Source organism: Bacillus glycinifermentans (assembly GCF_001042475.2).
Classification (GTDB): domain Bacteria; phylum Bacillota; class Bacilli; order Bacillales; family Bacillaceae; genus Bacillus; species Bacillus glycinifermentans.
The window spans coordinates 138,801-164,054 of sequence record NZ_LECW02000021.1 but is presented as its reverse complement, the minus strand read 5'-3'; the positions used below and the strand labels follow the sequence as shown (position 1 = coordinate 164,054).

The following is a 25,254-nucleotide window of genomic DNA, read 5'->3' as shown; positions in this document are numbered from 1 at the left end:
TTTCAAGAAGCCTCCGGACGGTCAAGCGGTAAAATAGAAAGAGATTTTTACAGCGGAAAAGTGATATGATACTAAAAAAGACAGCAAAGGAGATTCCCCTGATGGATGAACGGTATTCAAGACAAATCAGATATCAAAACATCGGACAGGCAGGGCAGGACAGAATTAAAAAAAGTCATGTTTTGATAGTCGGCGCCGGAGCGCTCGGCACGTCTGCCGCTGAAGGGCTGGTGCGCGCAGGCGTCGGTGATTTGTCGATCATTGACCGCGATTACGTGGAATGGAGCAATCTGCAAAGGCAGCAGCTCTATACGGAAAAAGACGCGGAAAACCGCTTGCCGAAGGCGATCGCAGCCCAAAACCGCCTGGCACAAATTAATCGAGATGTCAACTTGCATACATATGTTGCAGAAGGCAACGCCGAAACGCTGAAGTCTCTCATTGAAGAGGCGGATGCCGTCATTGATGCGACTGACAATTTCGAGACGCGCATGATCATCAATGACCTCGCACAACAGACGGGCACTCCCTGGGTGTACGGCGCTTGCGTCAGCAGCCAGGGGATGTACATGACAATCGTTCCCGGGCGCACGCCCTGTCTCGCCTGCCTGTTTGAAGAAATTCCGGTCGGCGGGGCGACGTGCGATACATCGGGAATCATTTCGCCGGCCGTACAAATGGTCTCAGCTTATCAGCAGGCTGAAATATTAAAGATCTTGACCGGTAAGGAAGGAGCGCTTCAAACCGCTTTTGTGACCTTTGATTTATGGATGAACACCCATTTTGAGATGCGGATCAGCAGGAATGAAGAATGCCCGTCATGCGGTCATGCGCCGGTTTATCCCCACCTTTCGGATAGAAGCCAAAAGAAAGCGGACGTGCTGTGCGGAAGGGAAACGGTCCAGATCCGCAGCGAAGCGCTAAAACGCCTCCCGAAAGAGGAGCTCGCCGAAAAGCTCGCCGCGATCGGGAAAGTTGACATAAATGAGTATCTGCTTCATGTCGCATATGAAGCGTTCAGAATCGTCATTTTTAATGACGGGAGGGCGCTTGTTCACGGAACGAACGATATCAAGGAAGCCAATTCAGTATTAGCCAGACTGATCGGAATGTAGCAACAGGAGGTTTTTTGAATGATCGAAAAAAGAACGCCCATACCGGTTTATGAAGCTGCAGCGCTCGTGTCGCGGCACCATAAACACGGAGAAATAGAATGGGTTCATCTTGAAGAAAGTCTGCACAGATATTTAGCGGAGGATGTAACGGCTGATCACGATGTGCCGGCATTTGACCGTTCACCATATGACGGCTTCGCAGTCAGGGCGTCCGATACGGCCGGCGCCTCCCGGGAACATCCGGTGCGATTCGAAGTCATTGATCACATCGGTGCGGGTGCTGTTTCCGAAAAAACACTCGGGCCTTTTCAAGCGGTCAGGATCATGACAGGAGCGCAAATACCTGAAGGCGCAGATGCGGTTGTCATGCTGGAACTTGTGAAAACCTACAGTGAAGGCGAAAAACAGTATATGGAGCTGAAGCGTTCTTTTCAGCCTGGAGACAATATTTCAAAAAAAGGTGAAGACGCTGAAAAAGGCTCAGTCCTGTTAATGAAAGGAACGAGAATAACGTCCGGAGTGATCGCTTTGCTTGCGACTTTCGGCTATGCATCGGTACCGGTCGTGAAAAAGCCGGTGATCGGTATCATCGCCACCGGGACAGAGCTGTTGAATGTCAGCGATCCTCTCGTTCCCGGGAAAATCCGCAACAGCAATGCAAGCATGGTTATGGCGCAAGTCGAAGAAGCGGGAGGTACCCCCCTATATTTAGGGAAAATTTCGGATGATTTCGAGGAAAGCTTTGACGCTGTGAAAAAAGCGCTTGAAAAAGTTGACTTTCTCATTACAACCGGAGGAGTTTCCGTCGGGGATTTTGATTTTTTGCCCGCTATTTATGAGAAGCTCGGCGCAGAAGTGTTATTTAATAAAATCGCGATGCGTCCGGGAAGCGTGACGACTGTTGCTCATTTGGACGGAAAGCTGTTATTCGGGCTTTCAGGAAATCCGTCGGCGTGCTTTGTCGGATTTGAGCTGTTTGTAAAGCCTTCCGTCAGAACCTGGCTTCTCGATCAAAAGCCGTATGCCTTATGCGCTGTAGCCGTATTAAGCAGGGATTTTCCGAAGCCGAATCCGTTTACCCGCTTTGTGCGTTCTTTTGTTTCGGTCAAGGACGGAATGCTCCAGGCAGAGCCTGTCGGCTTGGATAAATCGAGTGCGGTCACCTCGCTGGCGGATGCCAATGCACTCGTCGTCCTGCCGGGAGGTACGAGGGGCTATGAAGCCGGAAGGCGTGTACATGTTCTTTTATATCGGGATGAGAACGGGAGTGAACAGCTGTGGCCGGAAATGTTCCAATTCTCCAGATCGTAGGCTACCAAAACAGCGGCAAGACGATGTTTATCGAACGGCTCACGGAAAAGCTGGAGCGGCTCGGCGTAAAGGCCGCATGCTTGAAGCATCACGGACACGGTGGAGAGCCCGACTCCTTTTCGGAAGGAAAGGACAGCGACCGTTATTTGCGTGCGGGAGCGGCGGTTTCCGGAGTTGAAGGCGCAGGTGTTTTTCAGCTGACAGCACGCGGAAGCTGGACGCTTGACAAGCTGATTTCTGTCTACCGTTTGCTGTCAATTGACTGCCTCTTAATCGAAGGTTTTAAAGAAGCGCCTTATCCAAAGATCGTGATGGCCAGACATGAAGAGGACCATCAATTGATCGAACAATTGGAAGGGGTACGCGCTGTTATTTATCAGCGCGGCGAACCGCCTGCACCAAAGCCGGACGTACAATCCTTCCATATCGAAGATCCGGCTGCCATATCATTCATATTACACCATTTAAAGGAGGAAGGCGTTTGTCTGAACGATTTATCATAACAGCGAAGCCGATCGTGATCGAAGATGTCGTAAAAAAAGTCGAAAAAAGGGAAGCGGGGGCGATTACGACGTTTATCGGCACTGTGAGGGAATGGACAAATGGAAAAAAAACACTTTATCTTGAATATGAAGCATACGTCCCGATGGCGGTTAAAATGCTTTCTCAAATAGGGGAAGAAATCAGCGGAAAATGGCCGGGAGCGACTGCGGCGATTACCCACAGGATCGGCAGGCTGGACATATCCGAAGCCGCGGTCGTCATCGCCGTCTCTTCTCCTCACCGTAAAGCGGCATATGAAGCGAACGAATATGCGATTGAACGGATCAAGCAGATCGTTCCGATTTGGAAAAAAGAGCATTGGGAAAACGGGGAATCCTGGATCGGCGATCAGCTTGAAACGACAGCTTATCCGGATGGCAAACCAGACATCGAAGCGGCGGCTTCGGCAAAGAAAGAGGTGTTAAAACATGATTAAAATTCTCCTGTTTGCCGGCCTTGCGGAACAAGCCGGGACGCAGAGCATCACGGTGGACGACGAGAAAACGACAACAGACCGCATCAAGGCATATTTAAAAGAAACATACCAGCTTCAGGGAATCGAACGGGCAATGATCGCCGTCAATGAAGAGTACAAGAGGGGTGAGAGCGACGTAATGTCAGGTGACACAGTCGCTTTTATTCCGCCGGTAAGCGGCGGGTGAAGAAACAGGTGCGGCAACCGGTTATGCATAAGCTATAACCGGTTGCCGTTTTTATCGGAGGAATTCCCAAGGTAAAGAAAACAGCCGCGCCGCTCTTTCGAAATGTTCGGTTCTAATTTTTGGATCAGCTCATAAAGCTCACTAATGCGGTGAACGTTAAAATTGGTCCGTTCTCTCAGCTTCATTTTAAGCTCTTTCGTCGTCACGATTTTTCCTTTCTGCTGTTTAATAATTTCCACGCAATGTGCTGCATAATACTCTTTATTGGAACGTCTATGTCGATGGATTTCCCTGTCAAGCTCACCGAGCCTGGCATAGATTCCTTCTCGTTCTTTTCTGAAGTCTTTCCAGATTTTTTGTTCCAATTCACCTAAGAGGAGAAGCCGATTTTTTAAAGCCTCTCGTTTCGACATTGCAATCAACTCCGTCATTTATTATTCGATAATATTTTCTACTATTTTACATCATTTTCCTCCATTCATCAAAAAATTTCCTTTCTCTTTTTATAAAAACTTGGAAAAATATATTTTTAGATACCGAGGGGATTTCCAGCATGAGAGGTAAAATGTTTACATAATAAGTCTGAATTTTTTAAAATCGGTGGAATTTCATTTCGGAAACCGATATATTAGATGATGTGTCCTTGTTTACATGAATTGGAAAGGAGCTGATGCGAATGGAGTCCCTAAAAAAACTAAAAGCCTTTTATTGGCCTTATAAAAAAATGTTTGTATGGTCGCTGTTTTCGATGCTTTTGCTGACAGCGATCACCGTCATCTATCCGATCATGCTTCAGATGACGATTGATGAAGTGATCCTCGGCGGCCGCTATGGCTTAGTGATTTGGATCAGCCTTGGCTTTATTGCCGTGATGGCGGTTAAGGGCGTTGCGACGTTTTTTCATCAATATCTCGGCGATATGTTCGGCATTCAATCTGTATACCGTTTGCGAAAAGAGCTGTATGCAAAGCTTCAGAGGCTGCCGTTTACGTATTATGACAGCGCAAAAACGGGTGATTTGATGTCCCGTCTCACAGCAGATGTCGAAGGTATCAGATTCTTTTTATCGTTTGGTTTTTCAGAAGCCATCAGGTTTGTGCTGCTCGTGACGCTCAGCTTATCCGTCATGTTTTCCTATTCTGTCCCGCTTTCGCTTGTCACCATTGCCTCTTTGCCGTTTTTGGGAGCAGCAGTCTATCGGTTCGACAAAAAAGTACACCCCGCATTTCGACATATCAGAAAATCCTTTGCCAGATTAAATACGAAAGTTCAGGAAAATATCAGCGGCATGAATACCGTCAAATCATTATCAAAAGAAGATTTTGAGATTCACAAATTTACCGATTCGAATGAACACTTTCAAACCAAAAGCTTGAATGCTTCATTGATCATGTCGAAATTCTTCCCTTTGATGGAGTTTATCGGAAATATTTGTCTCATAGCGCTTCTCTCATTCGGCGGCTGGCTTGTCATTCAAAACAGCCTGCAGCCGGGGGAGCTCGTCGCTTTTTTCAGCCTTGTCAATTACATGATGTGGCCGATTATGAACCTCGGTTATGTGATCAACTTGTTTTCACAGGCAAAAGCATCAGGAGAGCGTTTGTTAGAGATTCTTGACGCCGATGAGGATATAACCGACCGCGCTCACCCGAAGGAAACCGGCCGGCTTAATGGTGATGTCGTGTTCAGCGGCGTGACCCTCCAATATTCGGAAGGAAACGCTGACGCTTTGCACGAGGTGTCTTTTCAGGCTCCGCGCGGAACGACGATTGGATTAATCGGGGGTACCGGCTCGGGTAAGAGCAGCGTCGTACAGCTCTTAAGCCGTTTTTACGAGCCGACATCAGGAACGGTCACAATCGACGGAAAACCCCTTTCCCATTACTCCTTAAAGATGCTCCGTTCCAACATCGGGATTGTGCCCCAGGAATCGTTTTTATTTTCGTCGACCATACGGGCGAACATTTCTTATGGCAGACCGGATGCATCGATGGATGACATCATCGAAAGTGCGAAAAGGGCCCAGGCCCATGATTTTATCATGGAGCTTCCGGATCGGTATGACACCATGCTTGGCGAAAGGGGGCTCGGGCTGTCGGGAGGGCAGAAACAGCGGATTGCGATAGCGAGAGCGATCTGTCTCAATCCGAGCATTCTGATTCTTGATGACTCGACAAGCGCCGTCGATATGGAGACGGAGCACCGGATTCAGCTTGCGCTCCGGGATGTAATGCGCGACCGGACGACGTTTATTATCGCCCATCGGATTTCATCCTTGAAGCATGCTGATGAAATACTCGTCCTTGATAAAGGCGTTGTCAAAGAAAGGGGAACGCATGAAGAACTATTAAGACAAAACGGTTTGTACAAACGGATTTTCGATTTGCAGTATAAAGACCAAAATATTCTGAATGAACCGCATGTTGCGCGATAGGAGGTTTTGCCCTTGGAAAATCATGCGAAAAAACAAACGCTCATGAACCGGTTTTATTATTCCTCAGATCAAATCATTGAAAAGCCTTTTAACTGGTCGCAAATGTGGCGTTTGCTCAAATATTTAAAGCCTTACCGCAAAAACCTGCTCCCCTTGTCTTTTCTGACGGTGATGATCGCCGCCGCTGTCAGGCTGACGGTGCCGATTTTGATCGGCGTCTATGCGCTTGACAAAGCGATCGCAGGCAAGGACATGAATCTCTTATTGATCTTAATATGCGTCATCAGCCTGATGTACTTGATCAACTACGGAGCGAATGTCTTGAGAATCCGCTGGATGAACATGCTCGGGCAGCATGTCATTTACGATCTCAGGCAGCATTTGTTTACACATGTTCAGCGCCTTTCACACCGCTTTTTCGATGAACGTTCGGCAGGCTCCATTCTTGTCCGGATCATGAATGATATCAATTCCCTTCAGGAGCTGTTTACGAGCGGGGTCATCAATTTGCTGATGGATATCTTGCTTCTTCTTGGCATTATCGTCATTTTGTTTTCGCTCAGTCCCGAGCTGACGATTGCAATCATGATTACGCTGCCGGTCATGTTTTTTATCTCTACTAATCTGCGCAGAAAAATCAGGCGTTCATGGCAAAAAGTCCGCCTAAAGCAATCAAAGCTGAACTCCCATTTAAATGAAAGCATCCAAGGAATCCGTGTTACACAGGCTTTTACACAAGAAAAAGAAAACATGATGTATTTTGACGGCGTAAACGGCGAAAACCTTGAGTCCTGGCGGGAAGCAACGAAAAAAAATGCGACATTCCGACCGCTCGTGGAAATGACAAATGCGGTCGGAACGGCGATTTTAATTTGGTACGGTTCAAGTCTAATCATAAATGAAACGATAACGATCGGCGTCTTTGTGTCTTTTGCCTTTTACCTCGGGATGTTCTGGGAACCGATATCAAGGCTGGGGCAGGTGTACAACCAGCTTTTGATGGGGATGGCTTCATCCGAACGGATTTTTGAGTTTCTTGATGAAAAGCCGATTGTAGCTGATAAGGAAGATGCGGCCCAAATCAAGCAATTAAAAGGCGCCATATTATTTGAAAAGGTCGAATTCTCATACGACGGGAAACGAAAAGCGCTTCACAGCGTATCATTCGACATTCCGGCCGGAACGTCGCTGGCGCTTGTCGGGCATACGGGGTCAGGCAAGACGACGATCGCCAGCTTAATCAGCCGGTTTTACGACGCCACCGGGGGAACGGTGAAGGTGGACGGAATTCCGATAGCCGATATATCGCTGTCTGATCTTCGTTCACAAATCAGCGTCGTTCTTCAGGATACATTTATTTTCTCAGGAACGATCATGGAAAATATCCGGTTCGGCCGCCCAAACGCAACGGATGAAGAAGTCATCAAAGCGGCAAAAGCCGTCAGCGCTGACGCGTTCATTGCGGAGCTTCCGGAAGGGTATGCCACAGAGGTGGAAGAACGCGGCAATATGCTGTCGGCGGGCGAAAGGCAGCTAATTTCATTTGCGAGAGCGCTTTTGGCAGATCCGCGCATTCTCATTCTTGATGAGGCGACGGCCAGCATTGATACAGAGACGGAAGTGAAAATTCAGGCGGCGTTGAAAACCTTGTTAAAAGGGCGAACGGCGGTTATGATCGCCCACAGGCTTTCCACGATAAGAGACGCCGATAAAATCATCGTGCTTGATCATGGCAAAAAAATGGAGGAAGGCAGCAATTCGGAATTGATGGAAAAAAGGGGAATTTACTACGAGCTTGTCAAAGCACAATATCATTTGCTGAAAGTATGACAGTTGCGTATTAACGGAAAAAATGAAACTTTTGGCTGGAAGATTCGTACTCATATTCAGAAAAAACTATTGGAGGTATTGCGAATGGAAGCGAATTTGGAAAAAAATCCGGTTAAAAGTCCCTCGATATTTGGAATTCTTACGAGTCCCGGCGAACAATTTGAAAGAATCAAAACAAAGCCGGCAATATGGGGACCGCTGCTTCTCGTACTCGTTTTAACCGTAGTTGGTGCAGTGTATACGGCTGTGGGCACTAATTATGACGCGATTTTTAAAGAGTCCGGATTAACGGGTGAGGAACTTGAAATTGTCAGACCACTTGCGGTGGGCGGAGCCATATTCGGCACAATATTTATACAAATCGCAACCGTTTTTATTGCTCCGCTTATTTATTGGCTCTGCGTCAAAATATCCGGCGGTACGACAACTTACCGGAACATGCTGTCTTTAAACCTTTTCATTATGTTTATTTCCTGCATCGGCTTACTGATCAACGGACTGTTCTTATATTTTACCGACTCAACTTCACTGTACAATGTAACATCGCTTGCGAGCATCATTCCGGCTGAGCAGCCTCTTGCAAGTATTTTAAATATCTTTGAAGTATTCTCGCTTTGGGGGTATGTTTTGCTGGCTGTCGGCCTTGAAAAAGTAGGGGGAATCTCCAAAAAATCAGCGTGGATCAGCGTAGCTGTCTTGTTTGGAATTCTTTTGTTATTCTCAGTCGCATCCGGATTTTTTGATGCAATGTCGGCGGGTGCATAGAAGATGAAGAAAATATTGATCGGAAGCGGTATAGTTGTGATTGTCGCTCTATTTATCGGTTTTAATTTGTACCGGTCAGCTGCTCAAACCGGCGGCAGCGCCGGTGCCGAATTCAAAACCGGTAAGCTGGAGAAAAAGGAGATAGCGGCAACCGTTATGGTTCCCGGTAAGTTAAAGTTTGAAAATGAACAATTTGTTTTTTATGAGGCGGATAAGGGAGATCTCGATCAGATAAAAGTAAAAGAAGGGGACAAGGTCAAAAAAGGAGCGGTCCTCTTAACCTATACGAATGAACAGCTGAAGCTGGAAAAAGAAAAAAATGAATTGGCGATAGAATCTAGTCAGCTCAAACTCAAGCAAATCAACGAAAAGAAAAAAGCATTAAGCAAAAAAGAAAAAGAGGCCGGCGGGCAAGGAGCCGGCGAACAATTTGATTCTCAGCGATCTGAGCTTGATATGGAAGAAAAAACGGCGAAACTCGAGTTGCGGCAGTATAATCTGGAGAAGAAATCACTTGAGCGCCAATTGAGTGACCTTGAAGTCCGCAGCGAAATTGAAGGAACTGTCATTTCCGTCGAAAGGGAAGCGGCATCTAAAAAATCCGAGGTTCAGGAGCCGGTTATACATATTGGCAATACTGATCGTCTCATCGTTGAAGGTGCATTGTCTGAATACGATACGCTGAAGGTGAAAAAAGGCCAGAAAGTGGCGTTGACATCAGACGTCATTCAGGATCATGAATGGAGAGGAAGGGTTGCAGCTGTCGGTCTTGTGCCCGAAAGGCAAAACGAAACAGCGGCTGCGGGGGCTTCTGAAACGGAGCAAGCCGTACAGTATCCGCTCAAAGTTAAAATCGCCGGTCGGCTCCCTCAAGGAAAGCCCGGATTTAAATTGATCATGAATATTGAAACAGATAAGCGTAAAGCGAATACGCTGCCTGCAAAAGCTGTCAAAAAAGAAGACGATCAGTACTATGTCTATACGGTAAAAGACGGCAAGGCAACACGTGTCGACGTAAAGATCGGTGAAACGGTGGATAACCTCATCGAAATAAAGGAAGGCATTTCACCGGATGATCAAGTCATTTTAAATCCTTCAGACGATTTGACTGACGGAACGGATGTGAGAGTCTGATGATTCAGCTTTCCAATGTGACAAAAAGTTATCATATCGGGAAAGAGACATTTGATGTCCTTCATTCCATTGATGTCGCCATTGAACAGGGAGAGTATCTTTCGATCATGGGGCCGTCCGGTTCAGGAAAATCAACGCTCATGAACATCATTGGCTGTCTTGATCGCCCAACGTCAGGTATGTATAAGCTGGACGGAGAAGATATTTCTTCTTATAAAGATAAGGAACTGGCGGCGGTCAGAAATCGATCGATCGGCTTTGTGTTTCAGCAGTTTCAGCTTTTGCCAAGGCTTAACGCTAAAAAGAATGTAGAGCTTCCGATGATTTATGCAGGCATCGGCAAAAAAGAGAGGCAGGAACGGGCCGAAAGGGCTTTAGAAAAGGTTGGACTAAAAGACAGAATGCTTCACATGCCGAATGAACTATCCGGTGGGCAAAAACAGCGGGTGGCAATTGCCCGCGCCATTGTGAATGAACCAAAGCTGGTTTTGGCTGATGAACCAACCGGAGCTTTAGATACGAAAACGAGCATTTCGATCATGGAGCAATTTTCCGAATTGAATTCCGAAGGTACGACGATCGTATTGGTTACACACGAACCGGAAATAGCAAATTATACGAACCGTATGATTTTGGTGCGCGACGGCGAAATCGTCTCTCCTGAAGGACAAAGGAGAGTGGGGGAATGAGCCTTTTGGAAAATGTGCAGATGGCTCTAAGCTCTGTGTTGGCTCATAAAATGCGGTCAATCTTAACGATGCTCGGAATCATAATCGGCGTCGGTTCGGTTATCGTCGTTGTAGCCGTCGGACAAGGCGGGGAGCAGATGCTCAAACAGTCTATCAGCGGTCCCGGCAATACAGTGGAATTATATTATTCACCGAGCGAAGAAGAGCTTGCCAGCAATCCTGCCGCTTATGAAGCAAGCTTTACAGAAGCCGATATTAACAGTTTAAAAGAAATTGAAGGAGTTAAGCAGGTTGTCGCTTCAAAAACAGAAAGTATGTCTGCCCGCTATCGCGAAGAGGAAACCGATTCTTCAATCATCGGTATTAACAGCGGGTATATGGATGTCAACTCATTGGACATAAAAGAAGGCAGAGGGTTTACCGAAAATGATTTTCTATCGGGAAAACGGGCGGGGATCATTTCTGAAAAATTGGCAGAGGAACTGTTTGACAAAAAATCGCCGCTTGGTCAGGTCGTATGGGTAAACGGACAACCCGTTGAAGTGATCGGTATCCTAAAAAAAGAAACCGGACTGCTTTCGTTTGAGCAGAGCGAAATGTATTTGCCGTTTACGATGATGAAAATGTCATTTGGCACGAGCGACTACAGCAATGTGTCCCTTCAGGTGCAGTCCGCTGATGATATCAAGGCGGTCGGTGAAGAAGCCGTGCAGCTGATGAATGACCATCACGGAACTGAAGATTCTTATCAAGTCATGAACATGGAAGAAATCGCAAAAGGCATCGGCCAAGTCACAACCATTATGACGACGATCATTGGTTCAATTGCCGGCATCTCTCTGTTGGTCGGAGGGATCGGTGTCATGAATATCATGCTTGTATCCGTAACTGAACGCACCAGGGAAATCGGGATCAGAAAATCCCTTGGAGCAACGCGGGGACAGATCCTCACCCAGTTTTTGATTGAATCGGTTGTTTTGACCCTGATTGGGGGACTGATCGGAATCGGGCTCGGATACGGAGGAGCTTCACTCGTTTCTCTTTTGGCAGGGTGGCCGTCCCTCGTTTCTTGGCAGGTTGTTCTCGGCGGGGTCTTATTCAGCATGGTAATCGGCGTCATTTTTGGAATGCTTCCGGCAAACAAAGCAGCCAGATTAGATCCGATCGAGGCTTTGCGCTATGAATAAACGAAAAGACCGTTTGACGAGCGGTCTTTTTTTATTGGAATTTAAAACAAAATTAAGCTGATTTTAATAAAACTTAGTCTGATAAATGTTAGACTGGGTATTGTCTTTATTCATAAAAAGGAATTTTCAGGAGGAATTAGAAAGTGGAAGCAACGATAGAAACAGCAAAAGAAAAAAAGCCGTCTTTAATCGGCCTCATCACAAGTCCCGCCAAGCAATTTGAAAGAATGAGAGAACGGCCCGCCATCTGGCTGCCGATGATCATCGTAGCTGTATTATCAGCCTTGGCCGCCTATCTCGTCATCTCCAAAAGTGCCATATTCGGTCAAGAGGATTTAAACACTGTAAGAAGCACTGCAATTATCGTCCGTAATATTTTCCAATCGGTCATTTTCTTCGTGCTTGGTGCTTTAGTGCTATGGCTGCTTGCGAAAATCGGCGGAGGAAAAACAAATTTTATCACGATGCTTTCGTTAATCGTTTTTGTCAATTTCATCCCAGCCATTAGGGACATTATCATCAACGTCATTTATTATTTGACGGGTTCCGACATCGTCTTTTCGGTAACGGCGCTGGACGGATTGATTCCTGCCGAGGAACCGCTTGGGACCGTTTTAAACGCCTGCGACATCTTTACGATCTGGTCATTTGCCCTAACGGCGATCGGCCTGCAAAAAGCGGGCGGATCTTCAAAGCGGGCGGCATGGATCGGAGTGGCCGTTTTATTTATCCTTAAGCTTCTTTTGGCTTATTTATACGGGATGCTTCTTCTTTTATTAATAAATTCACCTAGTTAACGGAACCGGCCTTTGTCAGCCTCATGCCTTGTGCATGAGGTTCTATTGTTTATCCCGAATGAATGGAGCATGAATAGATCATAATAATGTCACATATTTTTGCGGATTTTTATCGCTTATACAGTTTACAAATGGTATATATCGCGTTAAGATGTTAAAATGTGAAGGATTTTGATGGTTATTGAATGAATTTGAAAGATTTTTGTTGAGTTATGTCGAAAAAGCGTTTACAATAGAATTGTAAGTGAAATGAAGGCGTTTTCAAAGAGGGGTGGTAATGTGTTGACTCCCGAACGGCATCAGCTGATCATCGACGAGATCAAAAAGCATGATGTCGTGAAAATCCAGTATTTAATGAACTTGACAAAAGCATCTGAGTCAACGATCAGAAGAGATTTGTCGACGCTGGAAGCCCGCGGATATTTAAAGCGCGTTCATGGAGGGGCATCAAGGCTGTCCGACATTCGGACGGAGCCTGATATGCTTGAGAAATCATCCAAAAACCTTCATGAAAAGAAAAACATCGCCAAGGAAGCGGCCTCTCTTCTTGAAGAAGGCGATTGCATTTATTTAGATGCCGGGACGACCACCTTGCAAATGATCGACTTTATAGATCAAGAGAAGGATATAATCGTCGTCACAAACGGAGTCATGCATATCGAGGCATTAATCCAAAAAGGCATTACATTCTACTTATTAGGCGGACAGGTAAAGCATAAAACCGGTGCGATCGTGGGCGGCTCCGCTCTTTCGGCCATCGGCCAGTACCGGTTTGACAAGAGCTTTATCGGCGTCAACGGCATTCATAAGGAAGCGGGATATACAACGCCCGATCCCGAGGAAGCACTCCTGAAAGCAAAAGCTGTCAAACAGGCGAAAAAAGCCTTCATTTTAGCCGATGCTTCCAAGTTTGGGGAAATGTCTTTTTCTGCCTTTGCAAGTTTAGACGAAGCAACGATCATTACAGCAGGATCTGCAAAGCATTCATTCGATAACTATCAAGAAAAAACTGTCGTAAAGGTAGTGAAAACATGATTTACACTGTAACTCTCAACCCATCAGTCGACTACATTGTTCACGTTGAAAACTTTTCCTTGGGCGGATTAAATCGTTCAGCTTATGATTCGAAATATCCGGGGGGCAAAGGCATCAACGTCTCAAGGGTATTAAACAGACACCATGTGCCATCAAAGGTTCTCGGTTTTGTCGGCGGTTTTACCGGGGGATATATCAAGTCATTTTTGGAAGAAGAAAAGCTTGAGACAGCCTTTCATGAGGTAAATGGCGATACCCGGATCAATGTAAAGCTGAAAACGGGCGACGAAACGGAAATCAATGGACAGGGCCCGTCGATCACCGACGAAGATTTTGCGGCGTTTTTAGATCAGTTTTCAGATATGCAGGAAGGGGATATCGTCGTATTGGCAGGCAGCATTCCCGCTTCACTTCCTCAAGACACGTATGAAAAGATTGCTGCAAAATGCAAGGAGAAAAACGTCAGGGTTGTTGTTGACATCTCTGGAGAAGCGCTTTTAAAGGCCCCGGAAATGAATCCGCTTTTAATGAAGCCGAATCACCATGAGCTCGGAGAAATGTTCCAGACGACGATTCACACAGCTGAGGAAGCGGTTCCTTACGGAAAAAAACTGATCGAACAAGGAGCGGAAAACGCCATCGTTTCCATGGCTGGAGAAGGAGCTCTGCTGTTTACGAAAGATCGGGTATATCACGCAACCGTTCCTAAAGGAAAACTCGTAAACTCTGTCGGCGCGGGAGATTCAGTGGTTGCCGGTTTTCTTGCCGGCATCGAAAAGCGGCTGGGCATCGAAGAGGCTTTTCGGTTAGGGGTCGCTTCAGGGAGCGCTACGGCTTTCTCAGAAGAACTCGGAACGGAAGAGCTGGTACACAAGCTGCTTCCTGAAGTTCAGGTCAAAGCCATCTAAAGGAGGAAAGGTTATGAAAATCACAGAGCTACTCACGAAGCATACGATCAAACTAAGCCTTGAGAGCAGCAAGAAAGAAAACGTTATTGAAGAAATGGTAACGGTTTTGGATCAAGCCGGAAAGTTAAATGATAAAGAAGGCTACAAAGAAGCGGTCATCAACCGTGAAAAACAAAGCTCCACAGGGATCGGCGAAGGCATTGCCATCCCCCATGCGAAAACGGCCAGCGTAAAAGAGCCGGCGATCGCTTTCGGACGTTCAAAAGAAGGCGTTGATTACGAATCTTTGGACGGACAGCCAAGCCATTTGGTATTCATGATCGCAGCAACTGAAGGGGCGAATAACACGCACCTCGAAGCGCTGTCAAGGCTGTCAACATTGCTCATGCGGGAAGAAATCCGCAAGCAGCTTCTTGAAGCAGCAACTGAAGACGAAATCATTGACATCATCAACATGCATGATAAAGATGATGAAGAAGAAGAGCAGGCTGAAGAGGCTCAAGCTCCTTCTGCAAAAGGAAAAATCCTCGCGGTTACGGCGTGTCCGACGGGAATCGCGCACACGTTCATGGCCGCTGACGCTTTGAAGGAAAAAGCAAAAGAAATGGGCGTTGACATCAAAGTTGAAACAAACGGCTCCAGCGGTGTGAAAAATAAATTGACAGCACAGGAAATCGAAGACGCAGTCGCGATCATCGTTGCTGCCGATAAACAGGTTGAGATGGAACGCTTCAACGGCAAACACGTCATCGAAGTGCCGGTGACAGCGGGGATCAGACGTCCAAAAGAACTGATTGAGCAGGCGCTCAAACAAGATGCGCCTATTTATCAAGGCGGCGGCGCTTCCCAAAATGATGAAGGTGAAGCAAAAGGAAAATCCGGCGCAGGAAATGCCTTCTACAAGCATTTGATGAGCGGTGTCAGCAACATGCTTCCGTTTGTCGTAGGCGGCGGGATTTTAGTTGCTATTTCGTTCTTCTGGGGCATTAACTCAGCGAAGCCTGGAGACCCTTCTTATAATGAATTTGCGGCTGCGTTAAATGCGATCGGCGGCGGAAACGCCTTGAAATTAATCGTTGCAGTATTGGCCGGATTTATTGCGATGAGCATTGCAGACCGCCCTGGTTTTGCGCCTGGTATGGTCGGCGGTTTTATGGCAACACAGGCTGATGCAGGATTCTTGGGCGGATTAATTGCCGGTTTCCTTGCCGGTTACATCGTCGTTCTCTTGAAAAAAGTATTTGCAGGTCTTCCGCAAGTGCTTGACGGATTGAAGCCTGTTTTAATCTACCCGTTATTCGGTATCTTCTTTACAGGAATTATCATGCATTATGTCGTCAATACGCCGGTCAAGATGATAATGGACGGATTGACGCACTGGCTTGAAGGCCTTGGAACAGGAAACCTTGTTTTAATGGGAATCATTTTGGGCGGTATGATGGCGATCGATATGGGAGGTCCGATCAACAAAGCGGCCTTTACGTTCGGGATTGCGATGATTGACGCCGGAAACTTCGGTCCTCACGCTGCTATTATGGCGGGCGGTATGGTTCCTCCGCTTGGCATCGCGCTGGCAACAACGATCTTTAAAAACAAATTTTCAAAACGCGACCGTGAAGCTGGTATTACTTGCTATTTCATGGGTGCGTCATTTATCACAGAAGGTGCGATTCCGTTTGCGGCAGCCGATCCGGCACGGGTTATCCCTGCTTGTGTAATCGGATCAGCAATCGGAGGCGGATTGTCTCAATTTTTCCGAGTCACGCTTCCTGCTCCGCACGGAGGAGTGTTCGTCTTCCTGACAACAAACCATCCGCTTCTCTATTTGGTGAGCGTCCTGATCGGAGCGGTTGTGACAGCTGTCTTGCTCGGCATCTTGAAAAAGCCGGTTCCAGCTGAATAATAAGTGCTAGAAAGTGCCGCTTTGTTCTCTCTGCGGCACTTTCTTTTTTACTGTTTTTTCCGGCAGAAGGCATGCGAATTAGGAAATATCCCATGACTTATGATAAAGTATAGGAAAAGCCGATATTTTGCGTGATAGACTGTTTTAGGAGGAAGCGTTTTGACTGAAGAAAAATCCGCCAAAAAGAAAAGTTCTCTCTTTGAATGGGTAAAAGCCATTGTCATTGCAGTCGCTCTGGCTCTATTGATCAGGACGTTTTTATTCGAGCCGTATTTAGTCGAAGGGACATCGATGGACCCGACGCTCCACGACGGGGAACGCTTGTTTGTTTATAAAACGGTGAAATACGCCGGGGAATTGAAGCGGGGAGACATCGTCATTATCGACGGCGATGAAAAAAATGTCCACTATGTCAAACGCCTGATCGGTCTGCCGGGAGATACTGTGCAAATGAAGGATGACACGCTTCTCATTAACGGGAAGAAAGTGGATGAGCCGTATCTTTCGCACAACAAAAAAGAAGCTGAGGAAGTCGGGGTGAAGCTGACCGGTGACTTCGGTCCTGTCAAAGTTCCTGAAGGCAAGTACTTCGTGATGGGCGACAACCGCCAGAGATCGATGGACAGCCGGAACGGCCTCGGGCTGATTGATAAAAAGCGGATAGCCGGGACATCGGAATTTGTGTTTTTCCCGTTTAATGAAATCCGAAAAACAGATTAAAAAAACGCCTGACGTCCGCATCGGACGCCAGGCGTTTTTTCTTTTATGATGAGAATGATGCCAGTACTATAATAAACAGCACGGTAATGAACACCGAAGCTGTAATAAGGAGCACGCTGTAGAAGAGCTTGATGTCGGCGGCTTCTTTTCCGTGCTTTGTCAGCATGCGCTTTGCTGCGATATGTACGAACGTATAAATGATGGCGATTCCGAGATAAAGGCCGAGATCGCGCGCTGTAAAACCGGTTACCGCCACATATACCCCGGTAAAAAAAATAAACATGCAGTATTCTGTCAGAGTGATAAGCTTCATGTTTTCCTCCGTCTAATTTTCCGTGTTTTCCCCGAACATTACTTTTTTATAATATATCTTTTGGAGCCAGCCTACAAGAAGGCCGAAAAAGGCTAAAAGGCACGAAAAAATAAGAAAGTCCGTCGTCCACATATCATAGCCTTTAAAAAATCCGATCGACATCGTGGAAATCACCATCGCGAGCGAGACGAACAGCGCATGCCACGGCCTCATGTTTATCCATCTTTTAATTTCAGGATCATCTTTTATATTCATATTCCATCCCCCAATCCACATTAATTGTAACATATTGTAACAACATAGATGCAAGTGTTCATATTGCTTTAAAACTTTATTGTAAAAAAGCAAAGCATTTCTCTTAAAGACTATTCGTGTTATACTCTTTTTAATGAAGTATTAGTGATGGAGGATATTACATGATAGCTGTGAGTAATGTCAGCTTGCGGTTTGCGGACCGGAAGCTGTTTGAAGATGTAAACATTAAATTTACGCCTGGAAATTGCTACGGGTTAATCGGAGCAAACGGAGCGGGGAAATCTACCTTTTTGAAGATATTATCAGGGGAGATCGAGCCGCAGACCGGAGACGTTCACATGAGCCCGGGAGAGCGCCTCGCCGTGCTGAAGCAGAACCACTTTGAATACGAGGAACACGAAGTGCTGAAAGTCGTCATCATGGGCCATAAGCGCCTGTACGAAGTCATGCAGGAAAAAGATGCTATTTACATGAAGCCGGATTTTTCCGATGAAGACGGCATTCGCGCTGCAGAGCTTGAAGGTGAATTTGCCGAGCTGAACGGCTGGGAAGCTGAAGGGGAAGCGGCGATTCTGCTGAAAGGACTCGGTATTCCTGAAGAGCTTCATACGAAGAAAATGGCCGATCTCGGCGGATCTGACAAAGTGAAAGTTCTGCTTGCACAAGCGCTATTCGGCAAGCCTGACGTACTTCTTTTGGATGAGCCGACAAACCACCTTGATATTCAGGCGATCCAGTGGCTTGAAGAGTTTCTGATCAACTTTGAGAATACGGTTATCGTCGTATCGCATGACCGCCACTTTTTAAATAAAGTATGTACGCATATCGCCGACCTCGATTTCAACAAAATCCAAATTTACGTCGGCAACTATGATTTCTGGTATGAATCAAGCCAGCTTGCGCTTAAAATGGCCCAGGAAGCCAATAAGAAGAAAGAAGAACAGATCAAACAGCTTCAAGAGTTCGTTGCCAGATTCAGCGCAAATGCTTCCAAATCGAAGCAGGCGACTTCCAGAAAAAAACTGCTTGAAAAAATTACGCTCGATGACATTAAACCGTCATCGCGGAAATATCCGTATGTCAACTTCACGCCGGAACGCGAAATTGGCAATGACGTGCTTGTTGTTCAGGATCTTTCCAAAACAATCGACGGCGTGAAAGTGCTTGATTCGGTGAGCTTTATGATGAACAAAGACGATAAAATCGCTTTTACGGGCCGGAATGAGCTTGCCGCCACGACGCTGTTTAAAATTTTGGCGGGGGAAATGGAGCCTGACAGCGGAACCTTTAAATGGGGCGTGACAACATCGCAGGCCTTTTTCCCGAAGGACAACAGCGAGTTTTTCGAGAACAGCGATATGAACCTTGTCGACTGGCTTCGCCAATTTTCGCCGAACGATCAGAGCGAAAGCTTTTTGCGCGGATTTTTAGGCCGGATGCTGTTCTCCGGGGAAGAAGTGCTCAAAAAGGCAAGCGTCTTGTCAGGGGGAGAAAAAGTCCGCTGCATGCTGTCAAAAATGATGCTTTCAGGAGCGAACGTGCTTGTGCTTGATGAGCCGACAAACCACTTGGACCTTGAGTCGATTACCGCGCTGAACAACGGCTTAATCAGCTTTAAAGGCGCCATGCTGTTTACGTCCCACGACCATCAGTTCGTTCAGACGATTGCCAACCGGATCATCGAAATTACGCCAAACGGCATCGTTGATAAGCAAATGACCTATGATGAGTTTTTAGAAGACAAAACGGTTCAAAGCAAATTGGCCGAGTTATACGCATAACACGAAAGCCCGCCTCTTCGGCGGGCTTTCAGCGTGTCGACAAACCCTTGCATTCGTTGCCAGGCCTGCTAAGTCGGTGCTCACGAATAAGAAAGGAACGGCGGCTAAACGCTCAGGCGCCCTGCCTGAACGCCGCCGTCATCACATCCTTAGATAGGGAACGACGGTTAAGTGCCCGGACGTCCTGTCCGAACACCGTCGTCATCACGTCCTGTGAAAGTCCGATGCTCAGCCTTCCTAGACTATAAGGGTTTCGGGTCACGCTGAAAGGATGACAAAATCTTAAAACCTTAAACCGTTTTAGAATTTTGTAAATGAATGGAAGCGTCAGGATAATTGCGCCGGTTGGAAACATTCTGTACAAAAACGGACAGTTTCCGGGCGGAACATCATAAAAAGGGCTTCCATTTGAAGCCCTTCTCGCATATGCGGATGTGTCAGCCTTATAAAGCCCAATTGCCGTTGCGGAAGATCGGTTCTCTTTTTCCGTCGGCCGTGATTCCGTCGATGTCCATTTCGCCGGAGCCGATCATAAAATCGACATGGGTGATGCTTTCGTTCAATCCTTCCTTTGCCAGCTGTTCGCGCGTCATTTCTTTGCCGCCTTCGATGTTGAACGCATATCCGCTTCCTATGGCAAGGTGATTTGAAGCATTTTCGTCAAACAGCGTGTTATAAAACAGGATATTTGATTTTGAGATCGGCGAATCGTGGGCGACCAGTGCGACTTCGCCCAGGTAGTGCGAGCCTTCGTCCGTCTCGACCAGCTCTTTTAAAATATCCTCGCCCTGCTCTGCTTTGACATCGGTAATCCGTCCGTTTTCAAATGTCAGCGTAAAGCCGTCGATGATGTTTCCTCCGTAGCTCAGCGGTTTTGTGCTCGAAACGGTTCCGTTCACCCCGTCTTTTTTCGGAGCGGTAAACACCTCTTCCGTCGGCATGTTGGCCATGAATTCATCGCCCTTTTCATTGACGCTTCCGGCCCCGACCCAGACGTGTTTTTCAGGAAGTTCAATCGTGAGGTCCGTGCCTTTCGCTTTATAATGAAGGGCCTGATAATGCCTTTCGTTTAAAACGCTCACTTTATCACGAAGCGTCTGGTCGTGCTCTTTCCATGCTTTGACCGGGTCTTCGCGGTCGACGCGGGTCGTCTTGAAAATTTCGTCCCAAAGCATTTGCACCGCTTTTTCTTCGCTGCTTTCAGGGAACACTTTTTTCGCCCATGCAGGAGAGGGGGCTGCCACGACAGTCCAGCTCACTTTATCGGACTGAATCATTTGTCTGTATGTATGCAAAGCTTTTCCGGCCGCTTTTTGCTGTGTCGCAATCCGTTTTGAATCGATTCCTTTCAAAAGGTCGGGGCCTGATGAGACAATCGAAATAAATGCTGCACCCTCATTGGCGAGCGTTTCCATGCCTTTTGCTTCCCATTCCGGATACTCTTCGAACGCTTCTGTTGGCGCAAGCTCAAATTTCAGTCTGGTGACGACGTCATCCTGCCAGCGGACTGTCACATGTTTTGCTCCTCTTTCATATGCGCTTTTTACGAGCAGGCGGACGAAGTCGCGATTCTCTGTCGAAGCGTTGATCACGACATGCTGTCCCTTTTGGACGTTGACGCCTACTTCTGCGACAAGCTGGGCGTATTTACTAAGTTTATCGGTAAATGAACTCATGTTTGCAAAAACCTCCTTTATTGTCCATAACATCATAACAAATTTTGACTCAAAATAAAAAGTTCGCAGCGGGCAGGCTGCGAACTTTTTCAGCGGTTTATTTTGGCTGTCTGGCCGGGGGGAGAGCTCGGCATGTTGCTGAGCGAAACACTGATCCCGCCTAAAATGATGCCGCTTAAGATAGCGGTAATGGCCACGCGTCTTCCCAAATCCTTGAGCATGTTCTTCCTCCTTATCGTTACTCCATTTCCCACGATATGAAGGAAGTCTGCAAAAAAGACGTCAAAAATAAAATTATTTAGCGGCTTTTTGCAATTTGTGAATCACTTCAAGAGAACGGCCGGTCCCGATGGCTACGGATTCAAGCGGATTTGCAGCAACGTGGACAGGAACGACGATTTCCTGGGAGAGCCATTCTTTGATGCCGTTCAAGAGGGCGCCGCCACCCGTTAAAATGACGCCGCGGTCGACGATGTCTCCGCTCAGTTCCGGAGGGCAGTCCTCAAGCGTCGCTCTGATCGCTTCGATAATGTGAAGAAGGGACTCGCGCATCGCTGCCTGGATTTCGTTTGATTCAAGCGTAATCGTTTTTGGCAGGCCTGTGACAAGATCGCGTCCCCTGACTTCCATCGTCTTCGTTTCATGTTCAATCAAAGCATAGCCGATTTCGATTTTGACTTCCTCGGCCGTCCGTTCCCCGATCAGCAGGTTGTATTTTTTTCGTACGAATGAAACGATGTCTTCATCAAGCTGATCGCCGCCGATTCGGATCGAGTGGCAGGATACGACGCCTCCGAACGAAATAATCGCCACTTCAGTCGTGCCCCCGCCGATATCGACGACGACGTTGGCAACGGGTTCATCGACAGGCAGGTCTGCACCGATTGCCGCTGCTACAGGCTCTTCGATCAAATGGACCTGTTTGGCGCCGCAGTTTTTGACGGCGTCGCTGATGGCCCGTCTTTCGACAGCGGTCGAACCGGAAGGCGTGCAGACGACGACGCTCGGTTTTCTGAATGTAAAGCCGATGTTTTTCCCGGCTTTTTTCATAATCTGTTTTAAAAGGTCTGTCGTCATGTCGTAGTCGGCAATAACCCCGTCTTTCAGCGGGCGGACTGCGACGATTTTTCCAGGTGTCTTTCCGATCATGTTTTTCGCTTCGATTCCGACGGCCAAAACGCTTTTTGATTCCGTATCAACGGCAACGACGGAAGGTTCGTTTAAAATGATCCCTTTGTTTTTACTGTAAACCAGTATGTTCGCTGTTCCTAGATCAATTCCGATCTCGGTTGTTTGAAACATATTTTCACCCAATCTCTATTTAAAATTTTTTGATAAACGAAATGTTTTTTCTTCGCGTTGAGAAAAAGATATTCATTCCATTTAAATTTTCTCTGAAAAACATCGATTTTTGGGGGTCTGTGACGACATTGAAAAAAACCTGTAAAATGATGACCTCATATTGGCATCATGAGAAAATTATTTCATTTTTATTGCGCGGATTTTTTGTCTGAAAGGGGGAAACTTTTTGCCTCTATTGTACGTCTATCGTTATACTAAGACAATATCTTAGAAAAATAGAAACATATTGAGGAAGAAGGCGAAAGACGTTGAAATCCATAGGAGTTGTGAGAAAAGTAGATGAACTCGGCCGCATTGTGATGCCGATTGAATTGAGAAGGGCGCTCGATATCTCAATTAAGGACAGCATTGAATTCTTCGTTGACAAGGATAAAATCGTTTTGAAAAAATATAAACCTTACGGCGTTTGTCTGATAACCGGAGAGATTACATCGGAAAACCGCGAATACGGAAACGGAAACATTACGCTCAGCCCGGATGGCGCCAAATTGCTTTTGGAAGAACTCAAAAGCGCGCTGCACCAGGCCAAATCGTAACATTGAGCCGCCCTGCCTGTTCACCCGGGCAGGGCTTTTTTTGCCAGAAATCGGTTTCCGAGAAGATGACCGACATCCCCGTCACTGGAAAATTCGGCAGTGCAGACGATAAATACTTCGAACAATCCTCTCAAAGATGGTGTAAAGAATGTTACAATTAACAGAGAAATACAAGTGGCAGGTGGGGTCATGAAAAGATATCAAGGACGGATCATTGCGACCGCTTTGGCAATGACTTTTATTATGTTTTGGAATTATTTATTTTACGGGATATTGGGAAATCAAATTAACTGGACGGTTGATCTGCTGTTTACACTTGTGACATTGGTCAGCGTATGGTGGCTGACGCTGTACATTGATGAATCCAATCAGCTTGTTTATAAGCTGAAGGAAAGCGAAAAACAATATAAAGAGCTTTCGGCGGCAACGAACCGGATTATGGACAACCTTCAGGAAATCGTGTTTCAAACCGACCGGAAAGGTAACATTACCTTCTTGAACCAGGCGTGGACTACCCTGACCGGCTTCAGTGTCGAAGAAAGCCTCGGAACGATGTACAATGATTATTTTGATCATGAAGAGCGCATCTCGAATCATTTGATGAGCCGGTTGAAGAACAGGGAGCAGGAAGGAAGAATCGAAGTTCTGTACCACCGCAAAGACGGAAGCAAGTTTTGGGGTGAAGTACACTATAAGCTTTATTATACGAACGGCCAATTTACGGGAAGCTTAGGTACGCTGACAGATGTTACAGAGAGAAAGAACACGGAAATGGAGCTTTTGAAATCAAATCAGCGCCTTGCCATGCAGTCTCAAAAGCTGGCGATGGCCGGTCAGCTTGCCGCGGGAATCGCACACGAGGTAAGAAATCCGCTCACATCTGTAAATGGGTTCCTGCAATTGATGAAATCGGAATACCCTGACAGAACCGAGTATTTTGACATTATCTTTTCTGAAATCAAACGGATTGATTCCGTGCTCGGGGAGCTGCTCGTATTGGCAAAGCCCCATCAGGTTCAGTTTAAAAAAATCAAGATCAATTCCGTTTTGCAGCAGGTCACGACCTTGCTTGAAACAAATGCGGTATTGTCCCATATCGAAATCGAAAAAGCCTTTCAAAAGGAAGGAAAAGAGTGGGAAATAAACGGCGACGAAAATCAAATCAAGCAAGTGTTCATCAACTTGATTAAAAACGGGATCGAAGCGATGCCTGACGGAGGAAAAATCAAGATTTCATCAGAGAAGGAAGAAAGCTTTGTGAAAATCAGCATCAAAGATGAAGGCGGAGGCATGTCAGAAGATGAACTGGCCAAGATCGGCGAACCTTTCTTTTCGACAAAACAGGAAGGCACAGGGCTCGGGCTTACGATCTGTTTAAATATCATCGGCGCCCATAACGGGGAACTAAAGGTAGACAGCGAATTGGGCGAAGGGAGCACATTCCACATTTTGCTGCCGCTTGATAAGGCCGCACACTGCGAAAAATCGCAGGAATTCAGTCATGCGACCTGAAATAAACATACATATGAAGAAAAAGAGGAAAAAACCTTTTTCATATGATAGAATTTGTAAAAGATTGACCCATGGAGGAATTTTCGATGAAAAAAGAATTTGCAGTAATCGGACTCGGCCGGTTTGGCGGCAGCATTTGCAAGACATTAAGTGAAGAAGGTCTTGAGGTGATGGCGATCGACAGGGACGAGGACCGTGTCAACGAATACGCGAAGATCGCTTCTCATGCCGTCATAGGCGACACGACAGACGAATCCGTACTGAAAAATCTTGGGCTGCGCAATTTTGACCATGTCATCGTGGCGATCGGAGAAGATATTCAAGCAAGCATTCTGACAACGCTCATGCTAAAAGAGCTGGGCGTTAAATCGATTACGGTCAAGGCGCAAAATGATTATCATGAAAAGGTATTATCGAAAATCGGAGCTGACCGGATCGTTCATCCGGAGCGTGATATGGGCAAAAGAATTGCTCATAACATCGTGTCCAACAATGTGCTTGATTATCTCGAACTGTCAGATGAGCACAGCCTTGTCGAAATTGTAGCAAACAGCAGGCTGGCGGGAAATACGCTGCTTGATCTTGATATCAGGGCGAGGTACGGAATCAATATCGTTGCGATAAAACGCGGAAAAGAAGTGATCGTGTCCCCGCTTGCCACAGAGGAGATTCAAAAGGACGATATTCTTATTGTCATCGGCTCCAACCCCGATATCGACCGATTTGAGAAAAAGGTTTTTCAGCAGACATAATGGACGGCTTATGCCGCAAGCATTTTTCGCTTGC

Annotated in this window: 26 protein-coding genes; 20 read left to right on the top strand and 6 right to left on the bottom strand. The window is 46.6% G+C overall.

Annotated elements, in window-relative coordinates; genetic code table 11:
• The first annotated feature begins 101 nt into the window (after positions 1 to 101).
• Genes AB447_RS13490 through moaD form a run of 5 tightly spaced genes read left to right on the top strand, consistent with a single transcriptional unit; the run spans position 102 to position 3,631 of the window.
• Positions 102 to 1,115: a MoeB/ThiF family adenylyltransferase gene (locus AB447_RS13490; RefSeq protein ID WP_048353052.1), complete on the top strand. Its 1,014-nt coding sequence runs from the start codon at positions 102 to 104 to the stop codon at positions 1,113 to 1,115.
• 18 nt (positions 1,116 to 1,133) lie between these two features.
• Positions 1,134 to 2,426, top strand: coding sequence for a molybdopterin molybdotransferase MoeA (locus tag AB447_RS13485; protein ID WP_048353053.1), 1,293 nt, complete (start codon positions 1,134 to 1,136; stop codon positions 2,424 to 2,426).
• A complete protein-coding gene (mobB, locus tag AB447_RS13480) occupies positions 2,393 to 2,929 on the top strand; it encodes a molybdopterin-guanine dinucleotide biosynthesis protein B (RefSeq protein WP_048353054.1) in 537 nt (178 codons plus the stop codon). Before AB447_RS13485 ends, mobB begins: the two co-directional genes overlap by 34 nt.
• A complete protein-coding gene (locus tag AB447_RS13475) occupies positions 2,908 to 3,405 on the top strand; it encodes a molybdenum cofactor biosynthesis protein MoaE (protein ID WP_048353055.1) in 498 nt (165 codons plus the stop codon). The genes mobB and AB447_RS13475 overlap by 22 nt, the downstream gene beginning before the upstream one ends.
• Positions 3,398 to 3,631, top strand: a complete 234-nt coding sequence (gene moaD / locus AB447_RS13470; RefSeq protein WP_048353056.1) for a molybdopterin converting factor subunit 1 — start codon at positions 3,398 to 3,400, stop codon at positions 3,629 to 3,631. Before AB447_RS13475 ends, moaD begins: the two co-directional genes overlap by 8 nt.
• A 32-nt stretch (positions 3,632 to 3,663) precedes the next feature.
• Here moaD and AB447_RS13465 read toward each other — a convergent pair whose 3' ends face one another.
• A complete protein-coding gene (locus tag AB447_RS13465; RefSeq protein ID WP_048353057.1) occupies positions 3,664 to 4,044 on the bottom strand; it encodes a Rok-like winged helix domain-containing protein in 381 nt (126 codons plus the stop codon).
• A 263-nt stretch (positions 4,045 to 4,307) separates the two neighbouring features.
• Between AB447_RS13465 and AB447_RS13460 the strand changes: the two genes are divergently transcribed.
• From AB447_RS13460 to lepB, 11 genes are all read left to right on the top strand, one after another.
• Positions 4,308 to 6,065, top strand: a complete 1,758-nt coding sequence (locus AB447_RS13460) for an ABC transporter ATP-binding protein (RefSeq protein WP_048353058.1) — start codon at positions 4,308 to 4,310, stop codon at positions 6,063 to 6,065.
• Between the two features lie 42 nt (positions 6,066 to 6,107).
• Entirely contained in the window at positions 6,108 to 7,895 is a 1,788-nt protein-coding gene (locus AB447_RS13455) for an ABC transporter ATP-binding protein (RefSeq protein WP_048353135.1), read from the top strand.
• Positions 7,896 to 7,979: 84 nt separating this feature from the next.
• On the top strand, positions 7,980 to 8,660 hold the full coding sequence (yknW, locus tag AB447_RS13450) for a YknW family membrane protein (protein ID WP_048353059.1): 681 nt from the start codon (positions 7,980 to 7,982) through the stop codon (positions 8,658 to 8,660).
• A 3-nt stretch (positions 8,661 to 8,663) separates the two neighbouring features.
• Positions 8,664 to 9,794, top strand: coding sequence for an efflux RND transporter periplasmic adaptor subunit (locus AB447_RS13445; RefSeq protein WP_048353060.1), 1,131 nt, complete (start codon positions 8,664 to 8,666; stop codon positions 9,792 to 9,794).
• Entirely contained in the window at positions 9,794 to 10,483 is a 690-nt protein-coding gene (locus AB447_RS13440) for an ABC transporter ATP-binding protein (RefSeq protein ID WP_048353061.1), read from the top strand. The genes AB447_RS13445 and AB447_RS13440 overlap by 1 nt, the downstream gene beginning before the upstream one ends.
• Positions 10,480 to 11,670, top strand: coding sequence for an ABC transporter permease (locus tag AB447_RS13435; protein WP_048353062.1), 1,191 nt, complete (start codon positions 10,480 to 10,482; stop codon positions 11,668 to 11,670). Before AB447_RS13440 ends, AB447_RS13435 begins: the two co-directional genes overlap by 4 nt.
• A 143-nt stretch (positions 11,671 to 11,813) precedes the next feature.
• On the top strand, positions 11,814 to 12,467 hold the full coding sequence (gene yknW, locus AB447_RS13430) for a YknW family membrane protein (RefSeq protein WP_048353063.1): 654 nt from the start codon (positions 11,814 to 11,816) through the stop codon (positions 12,465 to 12,467).
• 279 nt (positions 12,468 to 12,746) lie between these two features.
• A complete protein-coding gene (locus AB447_RS13425; protein WP_046132248.1) occupies positions 12,747 to 13,502 on the top strand; it encodes a DeoR/GlpR family DNA-binding transcription regulator in 756 nt (251 codons plus the stop codon).
• Positions 13,499 to 14,410 carry a 1-phosphofructokinase gene (gene pfkB / locus AB447_RS13420; RefSeq protein ID WP_048353064.1) on the top strand — a complete coding sequence of 304 codons (912 nt, stop codon included), beginning with the start codon at positions 13,499 to 13,501 and terminating at the stop codon, positions 14,408 to 14,410. Before AB447_RS13425 ends, pfkB begins: the two co-directional genes overlap by 4 nt.
• A gap of 13 nt (positions 14,411 to 14,423) precedes the next feature.
• Entirely contained in the window at positions 14,424 to 16,313 is a 1,890-nt protein-coding gene (locus tag AB447_RS13415; RefSeq protein WP_046132246.1) for a PTS fructose transporter subunit IIABC, read from the top strand.
• A gap of 159 nt (positions 16,314 to 16,472) precedes the next feature.
• Positions 16,473 to 17,033 carry a signal peptidase I gene (gene lepB / locus AB447_RS13410; RefSeq protein ID WP_046132245.1) on the top strand — a complete coding sequence of 187 codons (561 nt, stop codon included), beginning with the start codon at positions 16,473 to 16,475 and terminating at the stop codon, positions 17,031 to 17,033.
• A gap of 43 nt (positions 17,034 to 17,076) precedes the next feature.
• Here lepB and AB447_RS13405 read toward each other — a convergent pair whose 3' ends face one another.
• Positions 17,077 to 17,346 (bottom strand): hypothetical protein, encoded by a 270-nt coding sequence (locus AB447_RS13405; protein WP_046132244.1) that lies wholly within the window; start codon positions 17,344 to 17,346, stop codon positions 17,077 to 17,079.
• 12 nt (positions 17,347 to 17,358) lie between these two features.
• The gene (locus tag AB447_RS13400) at positions 17,359 to 17,601 is read right to left on the bottom strand and encodes a hypothetical protein (RefSeq protein WP_057957605.1); all 243 of its coding nucleotides are present in this window, start codon (positions 17,599 to 17,601) and stop codon (positions 17,359 to 17,361) included.
• Between the two features lie 161 nt (positions 17,602 to 17,762).
• Between AB447_RS13400 and AB447_RS13395 the strand changes: the two genes are divergently transcribed.
• The gene (locus AB447_RS13395; RefSeq protein WP_046132242.1) at positions 17,763 to 19,382 is read left to right on the top strand and encodes an ABC-F family ATP-binding cassette domain-containing protein; all 1,620 of its coding nucleotides are present in this window, start codon (positions 17,763 to 17,765) and stop codon (positions 19,380 to 19,382) included.
• Between the two features lie 443 nt (positions 19,383 to 19,825).
• Here the strand turns inward: AB447_RS13395 and AB447_RS13390 are convergent, their stop codons facing one another.
• The 3 genes from AB447_RS13390 to mreBH all read right to left on the bottom strand — a co-directional run bounded on the left by AB447_RS13390 (position 19,826) and on the right by mreBH (position 22,360).
• Complete coding sequence (locus AB447_RS13390; RefSeq protein ID WP_048353066.1) at positions 19,826 to 21,058, bottom strand: aminopeptidase; 1,233 nt, start codon at positions 21,056 to 21,058, stop codon at positions 19,826 to 19,828.
• An 89-nt stretch (positions 21,059 to 21,147) separates the two neighbouring features.
• Complete coding sequence (locus tag AB447_RS25835) at positions 21,148 to 21,279, bottom strand: protein YkpC (protein WP_096891714.1); 132 nt, start codon at positions 21,277 to 21,279, stop codon at positions 21,148 to 21,150.
• Positions 21,280 to 21,352: 73 nt separating this feature from the next.
• Positions 21,353 to 22,360, bottom strand: coding sequence for a rod-share determining protein MreBH (gene mreBH / locus AB447_RS13385; protein ID WP_048353067.1), 1,008 nt, complete (start codon positions 22,358 to 22,360; stop codon positions 21,353 to 21,355).
• Positions 22,361 to 22,668: 308 nt separating this feature from the next.
• Here mreBH and AB447_RS13380 point away from each other — a divergent pair, with 308 nt between their 5' ends.
• The 3 genes from AB447_RS13380 to AB447_RS13370 all read left to right on the top strand — a co-directional run bounded on the left by AB447_RS13380 (position 22,669) and on the right by AB447_RS13370 (position 25,220).
• Positions 22,669 to 22,956: an AbrB/MazE/SpoVT family DNA-binding domain-containing protein gene (locus AB447_RS13380; protein ID WP_048353068.1), complete on the top strand. Its 288-nt coding sequence runs from the start codon at positions 22,669 to 22,671 to the stop codon at positions 22,954 to 22,956.
• A 189-nt stretch (positions 22,957 to 23,145) separates the two neighbouring features.
• Positions 23,146 to 24,468 carry an ATP-binding protein gene (locus AB447_RS13375; RefSeq protein ID WP_048406291.1) on the top strand — a complete coding sequence of 441 codons (1,323 nt, stop codon included), beginning with the start codon at positions 23,146 to 23,148 and terminating at the stop codon, positions 24,466 to 24,468.
• 86 nt (positions 24,469 to 24,554) lie between these two features.
• Entirely contained in the window at positions 24,555 to 25,220 is a 666-nt protein-coding gene (locus tag AB447_RS13370) for a potassium channel family protein (RefSeq protein ID WP_048353069.1), read from the top strand.
• Positions 25,221 to 25,254: the final 34 nt, after the last annotated feature.